Origin of the sequence: Affinundibacterium fentianense (assembly GCF_018139545.1) — a bacterium.
GTDB classification, from domain to species: Bacteria; Pseudomonadota; Gammaproteobacteria; order Burkholderiales; family Burkholderiaceae_D; genus Undibacterium; species Undibacterium fentianense.
The window spans coordinates 48,637-74,688 of the sequence record NZ_JAGSPJ010000001.1 but is presented as its reverse complement, the minus strand read 5'-3'; the positions used below and the strand labels follow the sequence as shown (position 1 = coordinate 74,688).

Annotated in this window: 15 protein-coding genes; 8 read left to right on the top strand and 7 right to left on the bottom strand. The window is 45.4% G+C overall.

What is annotated here, in order from left to right; all coding sequences use genetic code 11:
- Nucleotides 1–14: 14 nt before the first annotated feature.
- Nucleotides 15–494, bottom strand: coding sequence for an FKBP-type peptidyl-prolyl cis-trans isomerase (locus KDM90_RS00300; protein WP_212673628.1), 480 nt, complete (start codon nt 492–494; stop codon nt 15–17).
- A 400-nt stretch (nt 495–894) separates the two neighbouring features.
- On the opposite strand from KDM90_RS00300, the gene KDM90_RS00295 reads away from it, so the two are divergent.
- Entirely contained in the window at nt 895–2,139 is a 1,245-nt protein-coding gene (locus tag KDM90_RS00295; protein WP_212673627.1) for a nitronate monooxygenase, read from the top strand.
- A gap of 304 nt (nt 2,140–2,443) precedes the next feature.
- On the opposite strand, the gene purL is transcribed toward KDM90_RS00295, so the two are convergent.
- The 3 genes from purL to KDM90_RS00280 form a co-directional block, all read right to left on the bottom strand.
- Complete coding sequence (purL, locus tag KDM90_RS00290; protein WP_212674435.1) at nt 2,444–6,445, bottom strand: phosphoribosylformylglycinamidine synthase; 4,002 nt, start codon at nt 6,443–6,445, stop codon at nt 2,444–2,446.
- Between the two features lie 269 nt (nt 6,446–6,714).
- A complete protein-coding gene (locus KDM90_RS00285; protein WP_212673626.1) occupies nt 6,715–8,688 on the bottom strand; it encodes a type IV pilus assembly protein FimV in 1,974 nt (657 codons plus the stop codon).
- A 160-nt stretch (nt 8,689–8,848) separates the two neighbouring features.
- Complete coding sequence (locus KDM90_RS00280) at nt 8,849–9,613, bottom strand: RNA methyltransferase (RefSeq protein ID WP_212673625.1); 765 nt, start codon at nt 9,611–9,613, stop codon at nt 8,849–8,851.
- 160 nt (nt 9,614–9,773) lie between these two features.
- Between KDM90_RS00280 and KDM90_RS00275 the strand changes: the two genes are divergently transcribed.
- The gene (locus KDM90_RS00275) at nt 9,774–10,568 is read left to right on the top strand and encodes an inositol monophosphatase family protein (RefSeq protein WP_230409529.1); all 795 of its coding nucleotides are present in this window, start codon (nt 9,774–9,776) and stop codon (nt 10,566–10,568) included.
- A gap of 170 nt (nt 10,569–10,738) precedes the next feature.
- Nucleotides 10,739–12,109: a DEAD/DEAH box helicase gene (locus tag KDM90_RS00270; protein WP_212673624.1), complete on the top strand. Its 1,371-nt coding sequence runs from the start codon at nt 10,739–10,741 to the stop codon at nt 12,107–12,109.
- A gap of 72 nt (nt 12,110–12,181) precedes the next feature.
- Here the strand turns inward: KDM90_RS00270 and KDM90_RS18220 are convergent, their stop codons facing one another.
- The gene (locus tag KDM90_RS18220; RefSeq protein WP_212673623.1) at nt 12,182–14,158 is read right to left on the bottom strand and encodes an alpha/beta hydrolase family protein; all 1,977 of its coding nucleotides are present in this window, start codon (nt 14,156–14,158) and stop codon (nt 12,182–12,184) included.
- Nucleotides 14,159–14,449: 291 nt separating this feature from the next.
- Between KDM90_RS18220 and mutS the strand changes: the two genes are divergently transcribed.
- Nucleotides 14,450–17,095, top strand: a complete 2,646-nt coding sequence (gene mutS, locus KDM90_RS00260) for a DNA mismatch repair protein MutS (RefSeq protein WP_230409528.1) — start codon at nt 14,450–14,452, stop codon at nt 17,093–17,095.
- 49 nt (nt 17,096–17,144) lie between these two features.
- Here the strand turns inward: mutS and KDM90_RS00255 are convergent, their stop codons facing one another.
- Together KDM90_RS00255 and KDM90_RS00250 are read right to left on the bottom strand one after the other, a co-directional pair.
- Nucleotides 17,145–17,846 carry a hypothetical protein gene (locus KDM90_RS00255; protein ID WP_212673622.1) on the bottom strand — a complete coding sequence of 234 codons (702 nt, stop codon included), beginning with the start codon at nt 17,844–17,846 and terminating at the stop codon, nt 17,145–17,147.
- Nucleotides 17,847–17,940: 94 nt separating this feature from the next.
- A complete protein-coding gene (locus tag KDM90_RS00250; RefSeq protein ID WP_212673621.1) occupies nt 17,941–18,744 on the bottom strand; it encodes a M90 family metallopeptidase in 804 nt (267 codons plus the stop codon).
- Nucleotides 18,745–18,866: 122 nt separating this feature from the next.
- On the opposite strand from KDM90_RS00250, the gene rarD reads away from it, so the two are divergent.
- From rarD to KDM90_RS00230, 4 genes are all read left to right on the top strand, one after another.
- On the top strand, nt 18,867–19,811 hold the full coding sequence (gene rarD / locus KDM90_RS00245) for an EamA family transporter RarD (RefSeq protein WP_329605272.1): 945 nt from the start codon (nt 18,867–18,869) through the stop codon (nt 19,809–19,811).
- Between the two features lie 238 nt (nt 19,812–20,049).
- Nucleotides 20,050–22,323: an arginine/lysine/ornithine decarboxylase gene (locus KDM90_RS00240; protein WP_212673620.1), complete on the top strand. Its 2,274-nt coding sequence runs from the start codon at nt 20,050–20,052 to the stop codon at nt 22,321–22,323.
- A gap of 151 nt (nt 22,324–22,474) precedes the next feature.
- On the top strand, nt 22,475–23,449 hold the full coding sequence (locus tag KDM90_RS00235; RefSeq protein ID WP_212673619.1) for a flagellar brake protein: 975 nt from the start codon (nt 22,475–22,477) through the stop codon (nt 23,447–23,449).
- Between the two features lie 136 nt (nt 23,450–23,585).
- Nucleotides 23,586–26,048: a DUF1800 family protein gene (locus KDM90_RS00230; RefSeq protein ID WP_212673618.1), complete on the top strand. Its 2,463-nt coding sequence runs from the start codon at nt 23,586–23,588 to the stop codon at nt 26,046–26,048.
- Nucleotides 26,049–26,052 lie beyond the last annotated feature (4 nt).

Sequence of the window (26,052 nt, the reverse complement as noted above, 5' to 3'; positions counted from 1 at the left end):
GATTTCAAGCTTATTTAGTGTTGATGGCCATGCTCACCATGCACATGGCCATGGGCAAGTTCCTCTTCGGTTGCTGGACGTATAGCTAATATTTCAGCCTCAAAGCGAAGATGCATTCCGGCCAGCGGATGATTGCCATCGACTGTGACTAAACCAGCATCGATTGATGTAACACGAAATTGCGCAGCGTCCCCAGTTTCTGGATCACGCGTTTCAAACATCATTCCCACCTCGAGGTCTGGTGGAAACAATCCGACATCCTCTTCATGCACCAAACTCGGGTCAATTTCTCCAAAAGCGTCGTCAGGCGCCATTGTCACAGAAATAGTTCCCCCTATGTTCTGCCCTTCTAAGGCAGCCTCAACTGCTGGCAAAATATTGTCATAACCACCGTGTAGATAAACGATGGGATCGTGATTCTTGTCGATGATTGATCCATGTTGGTCATACATCGTGTAGTTAAGCGTCACTACGGTGTCCTTTAAAATTTGCATAGTTTTAATTTAAATCGAATAGATTGAGTGAAATAGGCGCCCAATTCACTAAAACGAGCATTGTAACAGAGCCTTCACCTTGAATATCGCGTCAAAATGATGAAGCAAAACTGATCTGGGTTAAAGAAACGTTTGGATTCGTTGGATATTCTGCGGTTTTTCAATCATGACAAGCCCAAAAAAGAGTACCTAGGGTAGAATTGCGCCTGTAGAAATTTTGCTGCTCCCCTTTTTATTCGAAGAATGCAAGCCATTTAGAGATCAAATTCTAATGCTAGCATTGTGATATTTAAATTATACAAAAGCAGCGAAACTTCAGCGTGCAACTTGCCATCCAATGGCTCATAACAACAAAAGCACCGCAACACTATTTAAATACTGAAGTTGTTCAAGGAAAACAATGAAACGTGTAGATGATTTTCGCCTGCGTCTAGGCAAACAAGAACTGGTCCCGATCATGATTGGAGGGATGGGAGTCGATATTTCCACCGCAGAACTTGCTCTCGTCGCCGCTAGATTAAATGGCATCGGTCACATCTCCGATGCGCTTGTACATGACGTCTCCGACCGCCGCTTCGATACAAGCTTCATCAAAGACAAAACCAAACTGTATAAGTACAACATCAATAATTCAGACAAAACGGATATCAAATTTGATTTAGATTTGCTCGCAGAAGCGACCCGCCTTCATGTCGGCAAAACAATGGAGGCCAAGCAAGGCGATGGCATGATTTTCGTCAACTGCATGGAAAAACTCACCATGAACGGGCCACGCGATACCCTAAGGGTGAGACTTGCTTCTGCATTAGATGCTGGTATTGACGGCATCACACTAAGTGCCGGTTTACATCTCGGCTCTTTTGGTTTGATCGAAGATCACCCTCGTTTTCGCGATGCTAAACTCGGCATCATTGTCTCTTCTGTTCGTGCATTACAGTTATTCCTCCGTAAAAACGCAAAACTCAACCGCTTGCCTGACTACGTTATCGTCGAAGGTCCATTAGCTGGGGGACATCTCGGATTTGGCCTTGATTGGGCAAAATATGATCTCCACACAATTGTTGCTGAAGTTTTGCAATACCTAAAAGATGAAAATTTAGCGATTCCAGTGATTGCCGCGGGTGGGATTTTCACAGGATCAGATGCGGTTTCATTCTTAGAGGCGGGCGCCGGTGGTGTGCAAGTCGCAACTCGTTTTACCGTGACGCATGAGTGCGGCCTACCAGATGATGTAAAGCAAGAGTACTTCAAAGCACAAGAAGAACAAATTATTGTCAATACAATCTCACCAACTGGCTACCCTATGCGCATGTTAAGCAATACACCCGCTATAGGCTCAAATATTCGACCAGGATGTGAAGCATACGGTTACCTATTAGACGGCAATGGCGGATGTTCTTACATCGATGCGTATAATAGGGAAGTCGAAGCCAATCCAGAGGCAAAAGACTTTAAGGTGATGGACAAAACCTGTCTCTGTACCCATATGCGCAATTTCAAATGCTGGACATGTGGGCAGACCACTTACAGGTTGAAAGATACGACACGTCAATTGCCAGATGGTAGCTTTGAATTACTATCGGCCGAGCATGTCTTCCGCGACTATCAATTCAGCACTGACAATCAGATTGCTCTACCAACTTGATCGTTACTTAAGCCAAGTTCATGAAACAGATACAAAAAGCGCTGAAAGTACAGCGCTTTTTTTATTTGAAATTGAACTCGGCACAAAGCATGCCTCTGGCTACAACACCAACTGACCCGCTTGGAAAAAAATAGGCACTGTCCATCTTGGCACACAAAACACGATGAAAATATTCGATGAATTGAGAATGCCAAAATAAAAAGAGCAGAACGATTAAATTCGTTCTGCTCTTTTTATTTTAATTAACAATTTATTCTCCGCTCAAATTTCAGCAAAGAATATAGATTGATTGCATTGGTAAAATTTAATCAATCCAGGCACGCGCATTTCTAAACATACGCATCCAAGGTGAATCTTCACCCCAAGATTCGGGTGCCCAAGAATGCAATACGCTACGGAATACACGTTCTGCATGCGGCATCATCACAGTGAAACGACCGTCATCATTGGTAACTGAAGTCAATCCACCTGGCGAACCGTTTGGATTATATGGATAGGCTTCTGTCGCTTGACCATGATGATCAACAAAACGCATCGCAGCCTGCACCGCATTAATATCACCCGTCGTAGAGAAATCAGCGAAACCTTCGCCATGTGCTACGGCGATTGGTGTTTGCGTACCGGCCATACCTTGGAAGAAAATCGATTTCGATTCCAAGATTTCTACCATAGAGAAGCGGCCCTCAAACTGCTCGGACTTGTTCTTAGTGAATTTCGGCCACGCGGTCGCACCTGGAATGATGGATTTTAAATTACTCATCATTTGACAACCATTACAGATACCCATACCAAAGGTATCTTCACGATGGAAAAATTCTGAGAACTGCTCAGACATCATGGCATTAAACAAAATCGTCTTGGCCCAGCCCTCGCCTGCACCCAACACGTCACCATAAGAGAAACCGCCCACCGCGATCAGTCCTTTGAAATCGGCTAATTTCGCACGACCAGCAATCAAATCACTCATGTGTACATCAACAGCGGTAAAGCCCGCCTTATGCATCACATACGCAGTCTCAATATGCGAGTTCACACCTTGCTCGCGCAAGATTCCGACTTTAGGACGAACACCAGTTGCAATATACGGTGCAGCTACATCAATTTGTGCATCAAAAGTGATAATTGGCTGCATGCCTGGATCGGACTCATCCGCAAGACGTGCGTACTCAGCGTCGGCACAAGCTGGGTTGTCACGCATGCGAGCGATTTGCCAACTCGTTTTACTCCAGATTTGATGCAAAGCACTGCGAGATTCTTTGTAAATTTCTTTGGCATCACGCATGAAAGAAATTACACCACTATTATTTGGTTTACCTATTTCATGACTACAAGCACCAAGATTATGTGCACGCAACACATCCATCACAGCACTGCGCTGTTCAGTACGGACTTGAATCACCGCACCCAATTCTTCATTGAACAAGGCGCGCAAAGTCAGCTCATTGCGACGTTCTGCAACCTGCCCTGCCCAATTTTTAGCATCGCCATGATCCGCAGCGTGCTCACTTTCCATCGTCAACATATCGAGGTTGATCGCTAAACCACTGCGTCCAGCAAATGCCATTTCGCACAAGGTGCCATACAATCCACCATCAGAACGATCATGGTAAGCCAAAATTTTTCCGTCTTGATTCAATTGCTGAATCGCTGCGAAGAAGGCTTTCAAATCATCCGCACTATCAACGTCTGGCGTTTGATCACCCAATTTTTGCATGACTTGTGCAAATGCGGAGGCCCCCAAGCGATTCTTGCCACGCCCTAAGTCGATCAAAATCAAACTTGTATCGCCAGCATCCAATTTAATCTGTGGCGTCAAACATTTGCGGATATCGTACACGGGTGCAAAAGCTGAAATAATCAGAGACACTGGAGAAGTCACGGATTTATCACCGCCTTCATCTTTCCATGTGGTGCGCATGGATAAGGAATCTTTGCCAACCGGAATACTAATTCCCAAAGCAGGACACAGTTCGATACCAATTGCCTTCACCGTGTCAAACAAAGCCGCATCTTGACCCGGTTGACCACACGCTGCCATCCAATTCGCGGAGAGTTTGATATTTTCAATAGTGGAAATCGGCGCCGCCGCAATATTTGTAATGGCTTCGCCGACCGCCATACGACCAGAGGCCGCCGCATCAATCACTGCCAACGGCGTACGCTCGCCCATTGACATCGCTTCCCCCAAATATCCTTCCAAACTCATCGCCGTCACTGCGCAATCAGCCACGGGGACTTGCCATGGCCCAACCATTTGATCGCGCACTGACATCGCACCAACTGAGCGATCACCAATCGTCACCAAGAAAGATTTATCACCAACAGTAGGCAAACTCAAAACACGTTCGCCAGCCACTTTCAAATCCATTCCTGTTAAATCTATCGCCGGAAAATCTCGTTTTACATGAGTAACCTCACGATGCATTTTAGGAGGCTTACCGAGCAATACATTCATCGGCATATCAACTGGTGAGTTATCGTTCAATGGATCGATAACTTTGAGTTGACGCTCTTCTGTTGCCGTGCCAACTACCGCGAATAAGCAACGTTCACGCTCACAGAAATATTGGAACAGTGGCAGACTTTCTGGCGCGATCGCCAGCACATAACGTTCTTGCGATTCATTACTCCAAATCTCTTTTGGTGCCATACCACTCTCTTCGAGTGGCACTTTACGCAGATCAAAGATCGCGCCCCGTTTGGCATCATTCGTGATTTCTGGGAATGCATTGGATAAACCACCCGCACCCACGTCATGAATCGATAAAATAGGATTATCGTCACCCAATTGCCAGCAAGAGTTAATCACTTCTTGCGCACGACGCTCCATCTCTGGGTTACCACGTTGTACTGAATCAAAATCCAAATCAGCCGTATTGGTACCGGTCGCCATCGAAGACGCCGCACTACCACCCATACCAATCCGCATACCCGGACCACCGAGTTGAATCAATAAACTGCCAACCGGCAAGTCAAATTTCTTCGTGTGTTTGTCATTGATGTTACCGATACCACCAGCAATCATAATTGGCTTGTGATAGCCATGCACTGTACCACCAACATTTTGTTCGTAAGTGCGGAAGTAACCGCCCAATACCGGACGACCAAACTCATTACTGAACGCGGCGCCACCAATTGGACCTTCGATCATAATTTGCAAAGGAGAAGCGATACGATCAGGTTTGCCGTATTGCTGCGTCGTCGTGTCATTAGTCAGGACATCGCTAGCGTTTTCCCAAGCTTGAACGTTGCCTGGTAAATTCAAATTCGACACTGTAAAGCCAGTCAAACCAGCTTTAGGCTTGGCGCCACGTCCAGTCGCGCCCTCATCGCGAATTTCACCGCCTGCACCAGTTGATGCGCCAGGAAACGGCGAAATCGCTGTTGGGTGATTGTGCGTCTCCACCTTCATCAACGTGTGAGTCAATTCAGTCGAGGCTTGATATTCATTCCCTTTCGCCGCGCCGTTTGGGTAAAAGCGCGTAACCGTCGCACCTTCCATAATCGAGGAATTGTCGCTGTATGCAACGATAGTTCCCTTAGGCTGCAACAGGTGGGTATTCTTGATCATGCCGAACAAAGATATATCTTTTTTCTCGCCGTCGATCGTCCAATCTGCATTGAAAATTTTATGACGACAATGCTCACTATTCGCTTGCGCAAACATCATCAATTCGACGTCGGTAGGATTGCGTTTTGCCGTGGTAAAAGCATCGACTAAATAATCAACCTCATCATCCGACAGTGCTAAACCGAGCGCGCTGTTCGCTTCGACCAAGGCGGTTTTTCCACCTGCCAAAACGTCGACATGCTCTAGAGGCTTAGCGTCTAACTCTGTGAAGAGACCACTCGCAGCATTTAGGTCTTCCAGCACCATCTCGGTCATGCGATCATGTAACAAGGCGATGACGGCTTGCTTAGATTCTGTCGCTAATTTTTTCGCGCCACCTAACAAACCTAACTTAACTTGTACAAAATACTGTACGCCACGTTCAAGACGCTTAATTTGCTGCATGCCACAGTTGTGCGTAATGTCCGTCGCTTTGGATGCCCACGGTGAAATCGTACCGAAACGTGGGATCACAACAAAACTGTCACCCTCCTCGCTACCAGTAAAAGCATCGCCATATACCAATAGCGCTTGTAAACGATTTACCTCGACTTCGCTTAGTGGCGCCGACGCATCAACAAAATGCGCATAGCGTGCCGTCACGCCAACGATGTTGGCATCAACAGCTTGCAGACGAGATAATAGATTTTTAGTACGGAAGGCAGACAGGGCGTTAGAGCCTGGCAATATCAACATGGCATGAATGTAGTTGAGGCAATGCAACAATGCTCTCGGAACAGCATCAAATCAATGCCTAGAGCGTTGCGACTTTGCGGGTTGAAACGGAAAGCAAGATTATACCTTGATGTCTGTTTTCGCTCCAGCTTGATCTTTCCAAGAATCACCGTATCACTGTATTCGTCACAAAAAAAAAGCGACTTCACGGAGTCGCTTCATTTTCTTCTAAATAATTAGAGCCAATCTCAGGATTAACCCTCTAAGTCCGAGCAACATTACCCTTCCCATCACTTGGCTTGCACAGACTTAGTAAAGTCAATGGTTTCAAACTCAATTGTTCCAAATTCTGCCTCTGCGAGCGGATCAGCGTGCGTCGTGTCATTCGACGATGGTGCATTTTCTTCATTTTTTATTGCAGCGACTGGCCCCTCCATCGCAACAATCCGTTCGATTTCATGAGCAATACCAAGCAACATCAAAATATCACGATAAACAGGCAAATCGAAGCCCGCACGCTTTCCCTCACGATCATCAACTAGCAAACTCTCCAAATACTGGATAATTCCATTTGCCCCCCAAGAGTCGCAGATTTTCTGCATTAAATGAGGAAAATCTTCCAAATGTCTACTTGGAATTTGGGTCAGATCTGCGTCGTACTCAGGTATATTCGCATTGAAAAATACAATGAATCGGTCTCGCAGTAAATCGTACTTTGCCTTTTCATGGACGGTACGATAAAGATCTAACAAGAATAGCCACGGAACTGGTGAGTCAGGATGCTCTAATTCTTCTTGTGCCGCCAATATTTCAATTGCACGATGCGGATCGTTCATTGAAATCCAGAATTCCGCTTCCTGTGTTACGTCAGAAATTTCTTCTACTTTTACAGAATTCCCACGTGGCGCAAAGAAATTAAAGATGCTGCTATTGGTTTCTTCTAAAGTAGGGGTTCGTTGAAAACCGCTGTTTTCGGCTATCGCTGGATTAAGCGACGCAACATCTTTCGATTGCTCAGCTAAATTGTGACTCCCAACAGAATTGCGTTTGCTTACTGGACTAGAAGAGGCAATTCCTGCAGCACTCGCACTATCGTAATTCGATTGCAAATTATTGATCACGTCGTCAATGTTCTCGGACTTCGGAAGATTAGCATCCTCATCTTCCCACCACGATGGATTTTGAACATGCAAATTTTTCCGAATATAAACAAGCAAAAATAAGATCACACCAATCGCCAAAATTGAAATGAGCGCTAAGGCGATCATCCAATAATCAAACCCTGCCCGATTTTGCAATTGTTGCAACGCGGCCTTATCGGCCAAATTTTGCTTACGTAATTGTTCCGTCTCTTGCTTTAAACTCAGTAATTCTGGGTTCGCGTTTACTGGAGCGACCGCTTTAGCAATCTGCTCAACAGGCTCATCGCGCAATATCGCTGCCATTTTTGCTTGTGCTGCACGCAATTCCTCCATATTTTGCACAAGTTGATGACCACTATCCGTGCTCAACACATCACTCATTTTGAGACCCTGTGGCAAAGCTGGCATGACGATTTCATCTGAAAGCTTCAAAACATCTTTAGGCAACTTAGCACTCGCCCTCGATCGTTTAAGCTCTGTACTCTTCGCAGCAACGTCTATCCTATTTTGTTTTGGATTAGCCGGAGATTGCGATTCACTAGGCTTGTTTTGCTTGAGCTTTTGATCACTAAATTGTGTCGCACTTTCCACGTCTGGCTTAGCGCTTGCCTTTAGCTTTTTACCAAAAGGCGATTCATCTTGACCAATACTTGATAACTGTGGATGCGATTCTATTGGATCCAGAAGAATTGAAAACTCACGATGCAGTTGGGTTTCACATTGAATATCGACAATGAGATTAATAGCCGGTTCATTAATTGCTTGCCTAGTACTGAAAGTTAATGCCCTTTGTTTTTGATTCTGATGAATCGTAATCATTGCGTTCGCGATGAAAACACCATCAATATTGACAACCTTGGCTCTTAAGCAACTTGGGTTTACGCCATCGGATTCCATGCCAATTAAATCGGCATGAACAAGCAATGATTGCCCCAATGCAGAGCGAACTCGAAACTCACCAAAGCCAAGGGCGAAAGCGCCCCCCGCAAGCATCAAGCTGATACTTGCAAAGAGACCAGCCAAAACGAATTGTCGAAATTGACGTTCGATAATTTTTCCCCAGTCAAATCCTTTAGTGACCAAAATTCCCAAATGTATTCCCAGCACGATAGTTAAACTCAAACAACCCGAATGTTACTTCTTTTACATGGGGATTTAAAGCAAAATGCCACGTAAAATGGTTAATCTTCGTCACAATCGAAACATTTTTGCTATTTATATCAAGGATATAGGCAAATTCGCAATTAAATTAACTAAAATTTCATCCACTTCCAGCACAAATCTAAGACTTTGTGAATTCCAATATTTTCTTTGAAATTCCTCGAATTATATTCACTTCCTCTACTTCTAGTTGAGCTCTCGAAAACAAACGTTTCAATCTAGGCATTAGCTTCTTTGGTGCATGCAAATTTAAGAATTCTACTTTAACAAGTGCTTGTTCAAGATGCTCGTACATCCCGTCAATCTGTTCCACACTCGCCAACTCACCTTGAAATCCGACCTCAGACTTTTGCGCTTGTGGCTGTCGACTTAGGGCGCCCATCCGGCACTCATAAGTCAACACTTGCACAGCCTGAGCCAAGTTCAAGGACGAATAATCAGGATTTGCCGGAACATTAATTAAGGCATGACTTTTCAATACAATGTCATTTGGTAAGCCGTACCGCTCACTTCCAAAAATCAATGCAACAGCCCCTGACAATTCGTCAATTGCTTTTTCACCAAATTCGCGAGGCGTCAAAATCGGTGGAGAAAACTCCCGTAGCCGTGCACTCACAGACGCCACGAATTGACACCCAGCTAGAGCCTCGTCGATATGCGATACAACTTTCGCATTGCACAGAATATCTTGTGCACCACTTGCAAACGCGATTGCATCAGGCTGAGTCAAGGCATCATCAAAGCGAGGATTAACCAAATACAAATCAGAAAATCCCATGGTTTTCATTGCACGAGCAACCGCGCCAATATTGCCTGAATGACTCGTTTCGACCAAGATAATTCTTAATCGCGTAAAAACAGATGTATCAGAAATCACTAAGTTCATTTAAAATAGCGCCATTGCGCGTTAATTTTTATTGTTTTAATCGAATTAAGACAGTTTCAAGCAATGCCACCGCTCTTTAATTCATCTTTGCTCGTCATTCTTACAACCTCAGTCTATTAAGACGGTGAGGCTCTAATGACGACATTTTAACGGAAACTCTATGCACCCAATGCTCAATACGGCAATTAAAGCCGCTCGTCGTGCCGCGACTATTATCAATCGTGCCTCTTTTGACGTGGACCGCGTCCAAGTCAGCGAGAAGCAATACAACGATTTCGTCACAGAAGTTGATCGCGCGGCTGAAGCTGCGATTATTGAGGTGCTGACTTCCGCTTACCCTGACCACGCGATTCTTGCAGAAGAGTCCGGCGCCTCCAAAAATTTGCACGACGAAAACGACAATGTTTGGATCATCGATCCGCTTGATGGCACAACTAATTTTATCCATGGCTTTCCACAATATTGTGTATCGATCGCATTACAACAAAAAGGCGTGATTACGCAAGCTGTGGTTTATGATCCAAGCCGAAATGAAATGTTCACGGCATCAAAAGGTGGCGGCGCATTTCTCAACGACAAACGTATCCGCGTAACCAAATGCGACAAAATCGCCGACGCGCTAATCGGAACCGGGTTTTCCGGACGGGACATGAGCAAACTTGATGAGTACATGGAAATGTACAAAATCATGACGCAAAAATGCCAAGGTCTGCGTCGTCCCGGCGCCGCTGCATTGGATTTAGCTTATGTTGCAATGGGCCGTCTCGACGGTTTTTTTGAAAAAGGCTTAGCACCTTGGGATATTGCTGCCGGATCGTTAATCGTGACTGAAGCGGGTGGGATAGTCGGGACTTTTGCTGGCGAATCCGATTACTTGCACAAAGGTGATGTACTCGCTGGTACGCCAAAGGTTTTTGGCCAAATGGTCAACACTTTGCAGGCATTCGCAAAATAATCATTTACTCAATTGACCGGTATGAACATCCCCCTTTCATACTGCTCATTGCTTCATTTTTTTCATCAAAGCGTTAAATCAACGCTTTGATGCCGCCTTCTTGGCAATTATTCGCAATACCCAAATTTTTCTTACAACCTGTAAGAAGTTGGATTCCTATAGAAATTAGCATGACCACATTTTCAGACCTCGGTCTTTCCGAATCGATCGTACGCGCTGTAAGCGAGCATGGGTACACTACACCAACGCCAATTCAAGCGCAGGCAATTCCAGCGGTGATTCAAGGTGGAGACTTACTGGCGGGCGCTCAAACTGGCACTGGGAAAACCGCTGGTTTTACCTTGCCGATATTAGAACGATTGTTACGCGGCCCCTCTGTGCATGCAAACAAAACCGCGCGTCGGACGATTCGTGTCTTAGTGCTCACGCCGACCCGCGAACTGGCCGCGCAAGTGGAAGCAAGTGTTGCCACATATAGCAAACATACCACGATTAATTCAGGAGTCATTTTTGGTGGTGTGGGGATTAATCCTCAAATCAAACTTCTCAAGAATGGCGTCGACGTCTTGGTCGCAACACCCGGACGTTTGCTGGATCATCATCAGCAAGGCACAATCGATTTGCGGCATATTGAAATATTAGTACTCGACGAAGCGGATCGCATGCTAGACATGGGCTTCATTCATGATATCAAGAAAGTGTTAGCGATTTTGCCTGCAAATCGCCAAAATCTGCTTTTTTCTGCGACATTTTCAGATGACATTAAGGCATTGGCAGACAAATTATTGAATAACCCGGCGATGATTGAAGTTGCACGACGCAACTCTACTGTCGAAGTCATTGCACAAAAAATTCATCCTGTCGATCGCGACAAGAAACAAGTGATGCTTGCGCATTTAATTAAGACGCATCAATGGTCACAAGTCCTTGTCTTTACCCGTACAAAACACGGCGCGAACAAGCTTGTTGAGCAATTGATGCGCGACGGCATCAATGCAATGGCAATACACGGAAACAAGAGTCAATCTGCACGAACCAAGGCGCTAGCGGAATTTAAAGATGGCAGTCTCACAGTACTGGTCGCAACCGACATTGCTGCTCGTGGGATTGACATTGATCAACTCCCCCACGTCGTCAATTATGACCTACCCAATGTGCCAGAGGACTACGTCCATAGAATTGGTCGTACTGGGCGAGCTGGAGCCACAGGTGAAGCGGTGTCACTGGTCTGCGTGGATGAATTCAAATTGCTTGCTGACATTGAAAAATTCATCAAGCGTCAAATTCCGAAAGAGATCATCGACGGATTCATTCCAGATCCCAACGCAAAAGCGCAACCCATTCAACTCCGGAGTTTTTCACCTCCTAGACAAACTCCAAACGGGAATCGACAAAAGAAGTATGACGCCAACAGCAAGGGTCACGCTACTCAAAAGTCTAGCCAAAAGCAAATTAGCGCCACACCGCAAAGGCAAGCGCTCGCAAAGTCATCATCATCGAAGCCAGTCTCGCGAAACTTTAACAAGCGAGGCAGCTCTTAAAAGTAAGGTAAGGATCACACCTTATCTTACTTTTGTGCAGGCTCGAATTAGTCGAAAATTTGACGCCTACGCTTATTTCATCTGCAGATGTTTTCCAAGGAACTGCTCAAGTCGGAGATACAAATCTTTACGTCGTTCAACGTCATAAAATCCATGCCCTTCATCTGGTTCAAAGGTCCATTCTGGTTCATTACCAGCATCAATTAACGCTTTACGCATTCGGTATGCATGTTCCGGTGGAGTCACTTCGTCTTTACCACCATGGATAATCCACACAGGGGCTTTCAATTTATCCGCATTCAAAGCCGGTGAATTTTTTCTCAACACTGCAGGATCTTGACTCAATACCTTCGCAAAATAATTCGTCGTGGACTTCAAATTTTTGGCGCGTGCCTCATCAAAAATATAAGTAAGGTCATAAACCCCCGCATACCCAATTGCACAACGAAATAAATTTGGCTCGCGGATTGCTAACATGAGTGCTGAATAGGCACCGAAACTCGCGCCAAAAGAACAAATTCGTCGACTATCTACCTGCCCCAATTTAATCAGATGATTGACAGAGTCAATAATGTCGTCTTGAATTTTCCCACCCCATTCACGATACCCAAGCGCGCGAAAATTCTCTCCTCGGCCTGACGATCCACGATAATTGACCTGCAAAACTGCATAACCTCGTGACGCTAAAAACTGTGCATCGCTATCAAAATACCAAGAATCGCGTACGCCATGTGGCCCACCATGCGGAAAAACGATTAGCGGAGCAGCTTTTGCTGCGATGCCATCCGTTTTGGGCATCGTCAAGTACGCTTCAATGCCTTGTCCGTCTCGAGTTGGTACCTGCACAGGACGGCGTTCTGCCATTTCGCTAGGATCTATTTCAGGCATCACACTAAATAACAAATCGGCGGTTCCCGTTTTTCGATCAAACAAATAGAACGAACCAGGATCTCGATCACTTGCGACACCAAATAATAATTTGTTCCCATCATCAGTAAAATTAATAAAATTGACGATGGCTCCAGGAAATTGCGCGGCAAGTGCTTTATGCAGCTGCGCATTAGAGGAATTTGTATCAAGGTAGGTAAACTGCGGAATTCCCTGCTGATTGACGACTGCAAATGGTTGATACGGATATTCAGTCCATTGGACACTTAAATCGGTGTTGGCATCATGCGCTAACTTCGTCCGTTTTCCCGTAACAAGATTTTCCTTAAAAAGCGCAGCGGGTTCGCCGTCTTCACTTTGCATAAAATATAAGCCTTCACCATTATCCGTGAACTCCAATGGACGAAAACTTGAGCCTATCCATTCTTTACTCATAGCTTGCCAAGCTTGACCAGCCGAATCTTTCCTAAAAACGATTTGCTGATTCTCATCGTCATATCCCGTTGCAAATCGTGGAACGCCATTCGCAGTTAAATAGAAACTCAAATTGGGTTTTGCTATGTCGGTGATCAATTTTCGCGTCGACTTAAATGTATCAATTTCATACAATGAGCTACTCTTGCCCTGCCACAAATGCACGCCTAAATAAATATTTCCATTCTTGTTTTCGTTGATTCCTTCAAGGGTTCCATAGCCACGATCATCTAAATAGCGAGTGCCCTTATTTGAAGATTTGAAATTATCGTAACCATATAAATATTCAAATTTCTTCCCATCCAAATCAACTGCGATGACTTCCCCCGTGGCTTGCGGTGCTTCACGCAAACCCACTTCGAGCCCCTTGGTTACGACAAGACGTGTATTGGAAATCCAATAGACACTCAGTGGAATTTCAAATTTCGGCAAAGCCATCGTGCTGATGAGTTGCAAAGAAGGCAAACTGTAAATATGCAACATCGGCGTCAGTCGACCATTCCTCATTATTTTTACTTTTATTGCGATATGCTGCCCGTCGGGCGACAGACGCGGATTGCTAAACATATTCTCACTAATAAAATGCTCGACAGGAACCAACTTTTTTTGCGCTAAGGCACTTGATCCAAGCAATAAGAATGACGCAGAAATCGTGATGCCTGCGATTTTTTTTAAAAGTAACTTCACACTCGTTCCCTTCAATAGAATCAAATTCGCTCACCGTTGCAGTCTATTTGCCTTTCAACTTGGCATGGGCAGAGCTTTCAATCATGACAATATATCAAAAAATCAATGCAAACCCAACAACTTTCACCCTAACTCTATATGGATAGTCACTGTCTCATCATCAGACCACCGGAATACCTATCGCGCTCGATTCAATCAAAATATGCGACAAATGAGCCATGGTTCAAATCGAATAGGCTATGATTCCGCACTCGCGAAAAATTCCAATAATCACTCAAACGAATATAAAAAATGGCCGTAATTGATAGTAACCACACCCCCATGATGAAGCAATATTTAGGTATCAAAGCTGATTACCCGGACACTTTGGTTTTCTATCGTATGGGTGACTTCTATGAACTATTTTTTGAAGACGCTGAAAAAGTATCACGAATTTTAGGGATTACGCTGACGCAACGTGGGACCTCAAACGGCACGCCAATCAAAATGGCGGGGGTGCCTTTTCACTCAATTGAACCCTATCTTGCGAAATTGGTGAAGCTGGGAGAATCTGCTGCCATTTGCGAACAAATTGGCGATCCAGCCACCAGCAAGGGGCCAGTCGAACGTAAAGTGATGCGCGTCATCACCCCTGGCACATTAACGGATACAGATCTTCTGCCAGAAAAGGCAGATCGCCCATTGTTAGGATTGTGTCTTCTCAGTCAAAGAAAAACAGTGAGTATCGGTTTAGCGTGGTTATCGTTGGCGAGTGGCGCGTTGAAACTAATGGAAATCAGTAGCGACGAAAAAACGCTACAATCAAGACTGCAACAAGCCTTAGAACGCATCTCTCCTGCTGAAGTGTTGGTTTCTGCAGGCAGCTTGTTATTGGAGGGTTTTCGACATGAATTACCAGGAAAATTCTCTGAAGTACCCGCTTGGCATTTCGATTTGAAGCAAGGCCAAAAAGCACTCCAAGATCAACTTGCAACCGCCTCCCTAACTGGGTTCGGTGCCGAAAATTTTAGCGTCGCACTTGGTGCTGCCGGTGCCCTCTTACGATACGCTGAATCCACCCAAGGACGTGGATTAAAGCACGTCAACTCTCTAACAGTTGAATCCGAAAACGAGTTTATAGGATTGGACACCGCCACAAGAAGAAATCTGGAATTAACCGAAACTTTACGTGGCCAAGAATCTCCCACACTATTTTCATTGTTAGATCATTGCAGTACCGCTATGGGATCGCGCATGCTGCGGCATTGGCTACATCATGCACGCCGAGATCAAGCAATCGCACGCAGCCGTCACCAAGCTATTGACGCACTTCTACAAGGAGATGCAACCACCGGATTATCGAATACATTGAATTCGATTCCGGATATCGAGCGTATTACAACTCGAATTGCCTTATTGTCCGCACGTCCACGCGATTTGGCCGCATTACGAGATGGCATGCAGCACTTAAGCACCATCCGAAGTTATGTTTCAATGTGTTTAAAAGAGAATTCAACCTCTTTACTGAGCCAAGCAATTACTGATCTTGCGACGCCAGTCGAATGTCTTGACCTATTAGAGCGCGCATTGATGCCACAACCTGCAGCGATGGTGCGCGATGGCGGTGTGATCGCAAAGGGTTTTGATGTTGAACTCGATGAATTACGAGCACTTTCGGAAAATGCTGGGCAATTTTTAATTGATCTCGAGACTTCCGAACGCACCCGAACAGGAATTGCAAATTTACGTGTGGAATATAATAAAGTTCATGGTTTTTACATTGAAGTGACCAATGGACAAACGGACAAAGTCCCTGACAATTATCGCCGTCGCCAAACACTCAAAAATGCAGAACGCTACATTACGCCTGAATTAAAAGCTTTCGAAGATAAAGCTTTATCTGCGCAAGAACGTGCCCTAGTTCGCGAAAAAGTTTTATATGAGAAGCTACTTCAAGAACTCTTGCCGCACATTCAAACGCTTCAAACGATTGCCCATGCGATTGCGCAACTTGATACCTTAGTCAGTCTCGCTGAACATGCTGTGAGAAATAATTGGTGCGCGCCGCAATTACTCAGCGAGCCGACGCTTAACATCGTGCAAGGGAGACATCCTGTCGTTGAGAATCAAATCGAACGCTTTATCGCAAACGATTGCCAACTTTCCGCAGAACGCAAATTACTGCTCATCACTGGTCCCAACATGGGCGGCAAATCCACTTTTATGCGTCAAACAGCACTGATCACATTACTTGCTTACGTAGGAAGCTACGTCCCAGCAACACGTGCAGAAATTGGACCTATCGATAAAATTTTTACACGGATTGGCGCAGCCGATGATTTAGCTGGCGGTCGCTCAACCTTTATGGTGGAGATGACCGAGTCTGCCGCCATCTTGCATGGTGCGACGGAGAATTCTTTGGTATTAATGGATGAAGTGGGACGCGGTACATCGACATTTGACGGCCTCGCGCTTGCTTGGGCGATTGCTCGGCATCTCATTTTGACGTCGCGAAGCTTTACGCTATTCGCGACACATTACTTCGAATTAACGCAACTTCCCGAACTACACCCGACAGCTGAAAATGTCCATCTATCTGCAATAGAACACAAAGAGAACATTGTATTTTTGCACGCGGTACAAACTGGACCTGCATCGCAAAGTTATGGCCTTCAGGTCGCCCAATTAGCAGGGATTCCTCAGACAGTCATTCGTGCTGCGCGCAAACATCTCGCAGAACTAGAGGCGCACTCATTGCAAAGTACACCGCAATTCGATCTGTTTGCAAATGAGATTCAAAACCAAGAATTGACAGCAGAGCTAATTGATGCACCCATTGCATCGAGCGAAACACAAGTTCTCAAAGTGCTAAACGAAATCGACCCTGATTCCATGACACCGCGCGAAGCACTCGATGCACTGTACCAATTGAAAGCAGCTGCCGATACCCGTGCATGAAAATCCCAACAACCATGAATTAAAGAAAACAATGCGTCAGCAAATTAACCTAAGGTTGTCTCTCCTGAATTAAGTCCTTCAGTGAAAATGGCACATTATTCGGCATGGTGCGAACAAAATCACCATCGCGGAATAAATGCCATCCACTCAAATCAAAATTGTCTGGAATCGCCTCTAAGATCGTTTGGTGTTCCCAGGCGCCAAACAAGGGCTCGGATACCGAATCCGTTCCACGTCGAGCGATCTCTAGCGAATATTTTACAACTAGTCCTTGCCGTTTCAGTGAGCCAAAAATACGAATGGGGCTATCTTCAGATGGTTTCCAATACACAAAATCTTTTTCATTGAATGGCTGATCTTCTGCCTCTTTCAGCAGACAAGGGCGAGCAAAGCGCGTTAAATTGGCCGTACTTGACTCCCACATTGGGGAAGCGACAGCAGCGAGCATCATTGAGAATTCATCAGGTTTTGGGAGTCCACTTCCCGAGGTCAAACTGATCCCATTGCCCAATTTCAAGAAACGTACGGGTCGGCCATTGATCTGGGAAACGAACAATTCACCATTTGTGTACTGCGTCCATTCGGACTTGATCGACACATCGCCTTTAACAGAAGTACGTTGCAGATGGGTCGCGTCTTTCCATGCCAATGTTTTTTTGCAGACGACACCCTCTGCAAAGGCATCGATGCCCGCCAAAAAAAGCAAAGAGACAAAAAATAATACCCGTTTAAGATAACCAATAGAACGCATCGCAATCCCAAGCCAACTTGTTTTAAACAAGAATCAAAACAAGAATTATCCAAAGAAAGCTTTGATAAAACAAGTATGCATGCTGAATATGAATTTATTGCCACTCTCGAGGGTCAACCTGATAATAGGATCGTAGTAGTTCAAATAATCGTGGATGTTTCTCCGCTAGGGCGTGTGCCTTCTTGAAGAAAGCCTCACTTGTTACTGCAAAAAACTCACCGGGATTCGTTGCGCCATAGCGATCAATCAAATAGGGCTGATTTCGTTCGGTTGCCTCCAACAGTGCGGCGTATTCTTTGGCCATCACTTCCGACCAAAGTCGATATGCCTCGCGACTATTCAAAATTGGTGCGCCGTTCACGCTTCCGTCTTCACTATCAAGCTGATGTGCGAACTCATGAATGACCACATCTTGCCCCAATTCGTCCCAATGTGGGTTGTTCGCGACTTGATCCCACGCCAAGATCACTCGACCATCGCTCCACGATTCACCGCTCAAAGTCTGATTAGTATGCGTAACGACACCACCAAGTTCGGTATGTTGACGCGGCGCGATAAATGCACCTGGATAAACTAATATTTGGCTAAGTCTAGGGAAAACGGCAATTTCTCGGTTCAACAAAAGCAAGCAGGCCTTCCCAGCAATAGTTAAACGCACTTCATCATTTACTTCGAAACCGCCGCAACCAACAAAAGTTTTCTCACTCAGAAATACCCGAATGCGTCGCTTCAATTGCATTTGAAGATGGGTAGGCATAGCAATGTAACCAGGAACGTTCTTACGCAAAATGCGTCGATATTCAGATGGAAATGGCCTATTCAAGACATAATACAAACGCAACTTTGGCCAGACAAAAAATGCCAGCGCCAAGCCGATGATCAATACCAATGCCCACATAGGTCCCCCGTGATTGACGAATACAGATCGTAACGACCTGTCCACTTCAAATGGTAGCCCGAGCTTGAAACTCAATAGAGCGTCCGAATTTTTAAACGCTCTGCAACAAAACTTGTGGTTCGATGCATTCGATTGCAATTGCTGCGATAATGGCAGGCTTCCTCAATATTCAAGACTTCATTTCAATGCGAAAAGGCCTAATCTACGCGGCATGTTGTTACTCAGCTTGGGGCCTCTTTCCGCTCTACTTCAAAGCACTACAATCGATCCCCTCTCTCGAGATTCTGTTGCATCGAATGATATGGGCGTTTTTCTTCCTGATTGGTGTTCTCGCACTGCGACGCCAATGGTCGTGGTTACTTGATCTACGCCATCGGCCACGCTTGCTCGCAGATTTCGCACTCAGCGCAATCTTGCTTTCGGTGAATTGGTTTTTATACATATGGGCAATCAACCACGATCGTATTGTCGATGCAAGCCTCGGCTATTTTATGACACCTTTAGTCAATGTTCTTTTAGGCTATGTTTTGTTAAAAGAGCGACTAAATCGCATCCAGTGGATTGCAATCTGTCTTGCTGGCACGGGCGTGCTCTGGTTGGGTTTGCAAACAGGCCATCCTCCTTGGATCGCATTAGTCTTATCGATCACATTTGGGCTATACGGCTTGCTACGTAAAACAGCAAAATTAGGTGCACTCGAGGGATTATCGCTTGAAACGATGTTACTTTTTCCATTTGCGGCAAGCTACTTGGGATGGATGCTAGTTCAAGGCGAGAGCGTTTTTCTGCAAGTTGAGACACGAAGTCAACTGCTTTTATTGGCGGCTGGTCCAATTACTGCCATTCCCTTGTTGATGTTTGCTGCTGCCGCTCGACGTATCCCGCTTGCGACCTTGGGTTTAATGCAATATATCTCACCAAGCATTCAACTTATACTTGGAATAATGCTTTTTCAAGAGCAATTTTCTCTAGATCGGTTCGTCGGTTTTATCGGAATTTGGATAGGACTAGGTCTCTACACGTTGGATAGTCTTCGCTTTCGTTTCTTGGAAAGACAATCAGAATAGAGCCGATGAATTAATACAAAACTTGCCATTTAATTAGGAAAAATCCGTATCTTGATTGCTTTTTAGCAGATGTCGATGAAATTTGTCGTCTTTGGAGATGATCTGCACAAAAAATGACAATTTTTTTGACATCTACACCAGCATTTCTGCGAAAATTCGCATCTTTATTTTTTCGGCGCGCAAGCGGTTTAACACACTGGCCCAGGCGTCTCCCGTAACAGGCTTTTTGGAGACCTAAATGAAATTCCGCTTCCCCATCGTCATCATTGACGAAGACTTCCGTTCTGAAAACACTTCTGGTCTAGGTATCCGCGCACTTGCCGATGCCATGGAAAAAGAAGGCATGGAAGTTCTGGGTGTGACCAGCTATGGCGATTTATCACAATTCGCACAACAACAATCGCGCGCCTCTGCCTTTATTCTCTCTATTGATGATGAAGAATTCGGCGAAGGTACGGACGAAGAAAGCGACTACGCGCTCAAACCATTGCGCGCTTTTGTCGAAGAAATTCGCTACAAAAACGCCGACATCCCTATTTATTTGTATGGCGAGACGCGCACTTCACGCCATATTCCAAACGACATTTTGCGCGAACTGCATGGCTTCATCCATATGTTTGAAGACACACCAGAATTCGTTGCACGCCATATTATCCGTGAAGCGAAATCCTATTTAGATGGATTAGCGCCACCCTTCTTCCGCGCCTTGGTGCACTACGCGAACGATGGTTCTTACTCTTGGCACTGCCCAGGACACTCTGGCGGTGTAGCATTCTTAAAGTCACCGATTGGTCAAATGTTTCATCAATTCTTTGGTGAAAACATGTTGCGTGCAGACGTCTGTAACGCAGTGGAAGAACTCGGTCAATTGCTCGATCATACAGGTCCAGTCGCGGCATCCGAACGCAATGCCGCACGTATTTTTAATGCAGACCACTGCTACTTTGTTACCAATGGCACCTCGACATCAAACAAGATGGTTTGGCACTCCACCGTCGCGCCAGGTGACATCGTTGTCGTTGATCGTAACTGCCACAAATCGATTTTGCACTCCATTATTATGTGCGGCGCGATCCCTGTATTCTTGATGCCAACGCGTAATCATCTCGGCATTATTGGCCCGATTCCATTGGAAGAATTTTCCATGGAAAGCATTCGTAAAAAAATCGAAGCAAACCCATTTGCGAGCAAAGCAAAAAATAAAAAGCCACGTATTTTGACGATTACGCAATCAACCTATGATGGCGTGTTGTACAACGTCGAAACACTCAAAGATTTGCTCGATGGCGAAATCGATACTCTACACTTTGACGAAGCATGGTTGCCCCATGCGACTTTCCATAGCTTCTACCAAGATATGCATGCGATTGGCAAAGAACGCCCACGCGCAAAGAAGTCTTTGATTTTCTCAACACAATCAACCCACAAATTGCTAGCTGGTATTTCACAAGCATCACAAATTTTGGTGCGTGAATCCGAGACGGTCAAATTGGATAAAGATAGCTTCAACGAGGCTTATCTGATGCATACCTCAACTTCACCGCAATATTCAATTATCGCTTCCTGCGATATCGCTGCGGCGATGATGGAAGCACCGGGCGGAACAGCACTGGTTGAAGAATCGATTTTAGAAGCACTCGATTTCCGTCGTGCGATGCGTAAAGTCGATCAAGAATGGGGGCAAGATTGGTGGTTCCAAGTTTGGGGACCAGATCACTTGTCGGAAGACGGTGTCGGTACGCAAGAAGATTGGATGATCCATGCAGAAGATGACTGGCATGGCTTTGGCAAATTGGCACCGGGCTTTAATATGCTCGATCCAATTAAAGCAACGATCGTGACACCAGGCTTGTCTTTGGAAGGTAAATTTGGCGAAACGGGTATCCCAGCCTCTATCGTCACCAAATACTTGGCGGAACATGGCGTTATCATCGAAAAATGCGGTCTATACTCGTTCTTTATCATGTTCACCATCGGCATTACCAAAGGCCGCTGGAACACCTTGTTAACTGCATTGCAGCAGTTCAAAGATGATTATGATAAAAATCAACCAATGTGGCGCATCTTGCCAGAGTTTGCGGCCGCAAACCCGCGCTATGAAGGCGCAGGCTTACGTGATTTGTGCCAAAGTATTCACGAAGTGTACAAAGCACATGATGTTGCACGCTTGACGACAGAGATGTACTTGTCTGATATGCAGCCAGCGATGAAACCATCCGATGCCTTTGCCAAGATGGCACACCGTGAAATCGAACGTGTATCGATTGATGAATTGGAAGGTCGTGTCACGGCTATTCTGTTGACGCCCTACCCACCAGGCATTCCACTGTTGATTCCGGGCGAACGCTTTAACAAAACAATCGTCGACTACTTAAAATTTGTGCGTGCATTCAACGAACAGTTCCCAGGGTTTGAAACTGACTGCCATGGTTTAGTAAAAGCAGAAGTGGACGGTAAACGTGGTTACTTTGTTGATTGCGTCCCACGGGGATCAGAAAACATCGAGGCGTAGTTTGCTTTGTGAAAGATCAAACTTTCACATCAATTGGTAGAAAGAAAGCCGTACGGGTCAAGAAGTACGGCTTTTTTCATTTATTTTTCTTTTTGGCAACGCAGTATTCGATATACAATACCTGTGGTTTTAATCTTGCGACGAAAGAACAATGACACAACTTGGTGCATTAACCCCTGTCGATAAAGACCAGCTTCGACTCGGTCAAGCTCTGCCATGGGCAGTCTTTGATGCTTGGGGAAATCTGTTACACGAAACTGGCACGATTGTCGCAACCCAAGAAGAGCTCGATTCGATCATCGAAGACGGTTATTTTGAAGATACGCTGGGCAGCCCTGACGCGAATGATCAAACCCCGCTCCCAAAGGCAACGCAAGCAAGTAGTTTTTCCCAGCCGTCCATCAAAACTGACGCGCTAGACCCCATCCTATCTCCTGCCAATTCGAACACAATCAACAATACTGACCTCAATAAAGAATCGGTGATGTTGGACTTAGATAGTGTACGTTGGCACGTAGGAGAAACCTTTTTCTTGCAAGTCCACGACAATGCTGCTCTGCGCTATACCGTGCGATTGATTGGCTATGTCAAAAATCAATCCATACTTGTCACCGCACCCAAAATTGATGGCCGCGGCGCGATTATCCGTGACGGACAAACCTTCATTGTTAGGGCTTTCCCAGGAAAGAAGGCGTATGCCTTCACTGCCTCAGCACTCAAATCTGTCTACACACCCCATGCCTACCTGCACTTGAGTTATCCCAAAATCGTCCGCTGCACGGCAATTCGTCAAAGCTCACGGGCAACGGTCAAGATTATTGCATCAGTAACTATTGGTGAGGGTGAGCAGACAGCCGCCGCTGTTTTGAATGACATTAGCATGGGTGGAACCTCAGGCCTTATTAAACATGAAATTGGTAAGAAAAATGACCACGGCATCATCAAGTTTAAAGTAACGACCGCAGGTGAAGATGCCTACTTAAGCCTACCTGTCATCGTTCGCTCCATTGTTGAAACGGAAAATAGCCAAGAATTTCGCTATGGATTTGAATTCGTTAATATGCCGACACAATCAAAAATTATCCTGTCGTCATTTGTACATCAAACACTCGCAGAAATCGAATAATTAATTTCCACGCGGAAATTAATTGAATTAAAATCGAGGTCATCGGTTTAGTCTATTCAGAAACAAAATGTTGGGCCGCCAGTTCTCATTGACGGATACCTGCACGCAATTTCTTGTCACTCACAAGGAGCATTTCATGCAATCGCATTGTCGTCTTATTTTGTTGACTTGCTTGTATTTGATTTGCCTCATGGGGCTGTCTGGCTGTGGCAATGAGCAATCCAAAAGCGAGCAGACAGAATCACCGCCCGCTGTGGCAATGTCGCCTCCCACAATTAGTAATAACGTCGCAAGTTTCAATGGACCGCGTTCGAACTACACGATCACGAACAATGGACTTGAAACGAATGTTGTTGACAATGTCGGTTCGGACGGCATCACAAAACTATCCAGCAACATTTCCTTACTCAACTTTACCGATGTATCGATCAATTTAACAATTAAAAACAAGGCCGATAGCCTCAGCGCAACAGAACTCAACGCTCTAGTCGAGCTCTACATCGCCTATTTCAATCGGGTTCCTGATGCAGAGGGCCTTAGTTATTGGATTGATCGCTTGAAAGCAGGAATGACATTCGACCAAATCGGTGAGTCTTTCTACTCCGCTGCAATACTTTACTCGACCCAAACTGGTTATTCCGCGAGTATGAGCAATGCAGATTTTGTCCGCATTATCTACCGCAACGTTCTGGGTCGTCCAAGTCCAGATCAAGATGGTGTTGATTACTGGAGTCAACTGCTCGATAGTGGGAAAGCGAGTCGCGGTACGCTGGTTCGCACCATGCTCAATTCAGCCCACACATTTATGGGCGATCCAACTTACGGCTGGGTTGCGAGACTGCTAGACAATAAGAATATCGTCGGGAAAGATTTTTCCGTAACGCGTGGACTCAGTTATATCAACCCTAGCGATTCGATCAGCAAAGGTATGTCAATTGCCGCGACAGTCACAGCAGATGACATCAGTGTGGCACAAGGATTAATCGACGCACTCATCGGTATTATCAACATCAATCTGAACCAACTTAGCGCTGCACAAGCATCACGTTTCTTACACCAAAGTACGTTTGGCCCAACCGTCGGGGATATTACGAATCTCACCAATATGGGCCTCAACAATTGGTTTGCCAATCAATTTATTGCATCTCAAAGCCTGCATCGCAACTACATGGATAGGACTGCAGCCACTTTACCGAAAGGATTAAGTGAATTAAATCAAAATCACTTTTTTGAATCATTCTGGCAGCAAGCGATCAACGGGGAAGATCAGCTGCGTCAACGCGTGACTTTCGCGCTTTCGCAAATCTTCGTAATTTCCTTCCAAGATAGTAGTGTCGTGAATTATCCGCGCGGCGTTGCGGATTATTACGACATGCTAGCAACCCATTCTTTCGCGAATTTCCGTCAGCTACTCGAAGCGGTTAGCTTACATCCAATGATGGGTATTTATTTGACGTCACTACGTAATCAAAAAGAGGCTGGCACGCGTGTACCCGATGAAAATTACGCACGCGAAGTGATGCAATTGTTCACGATTGGTCTCTACAAATTAAATATCGATGGCAGTTATATCTTAGAAAATGGCAAACCCGTAGAAACCTACAATAGCAATGATATCGCAGGACTCGCCAAGGTATTCACCGGCTGGAGTTGGGCAGGCCCTGACAAAACGAACACCCGATTTTTTGGTGGTACGCCTGATCCCAATCGAGATTGGCTCCCTATGCAAAGCTACCCAAATTATCACTCCACAAGCGTGAAAAATTTTTTAGGCACAACGATTCCTGCGCAAGCGCCGGCGAATCCAGAAGCCAGTTTGAAGATCGCACTAGACACACTATTCAATCACCCGAATGTGGGACCGTTTATCGGAAAACAGCTCATTCAACGCCTAGTCACAAGCAATCCAAGTCCTCAATATGTCGCCCGAGTCGCAGCAGTCTTTAATAATAATGGACAAGGTGTACGTGGCGATATGAAAGCGCTGATTCGAGCCATTCTGGTCGATGCAGAAGCTCGAAATGATCCTATGCTTAGCGATGCTGGCGTTGGCAAACTACGCGAACCTGTCATACGCCTAGCAAATTGGCTGCGTGCGTTCAGTTCGCGCTCGACCTCCGGTTTTTACCGAATCACCAATCTAGATGACCCACTAAGTGGATTAGCACAAACACCGATGAGATCGCCATCGGTATTTAATTTTTACCGTCCCGGCTATGTCCCCCCGAATTCCAGCATCGCTACCGCTCAGTTGGTTTCGCCGGAAATGCAAATTACTGCGGAAACTTCGGTGGTCGGGTACCTCAACTTCATGCGCGATATCATCGTAAATGGCACGGGGACGGCAAGAGATGTCAAAGCAGACTATTCTGCATTCACATCACTCGCAACAACGCCAGACCAATTAGTCGACAAAGTCAATCTCTTATTGATGTCAAATCAAATGAGCAGCAATCTTCGCAATCAAATTATTAGTGCCATCAATTCTATCGCCATCCCAAATTCGCCTCAAACTGCGATCGATACTGCGAAACTCAATCGAGTTTATTTGTGTGTTTATTTGAGCTTGGCATCGCCAGAATATTTAGTGCAAAAATAAGGAG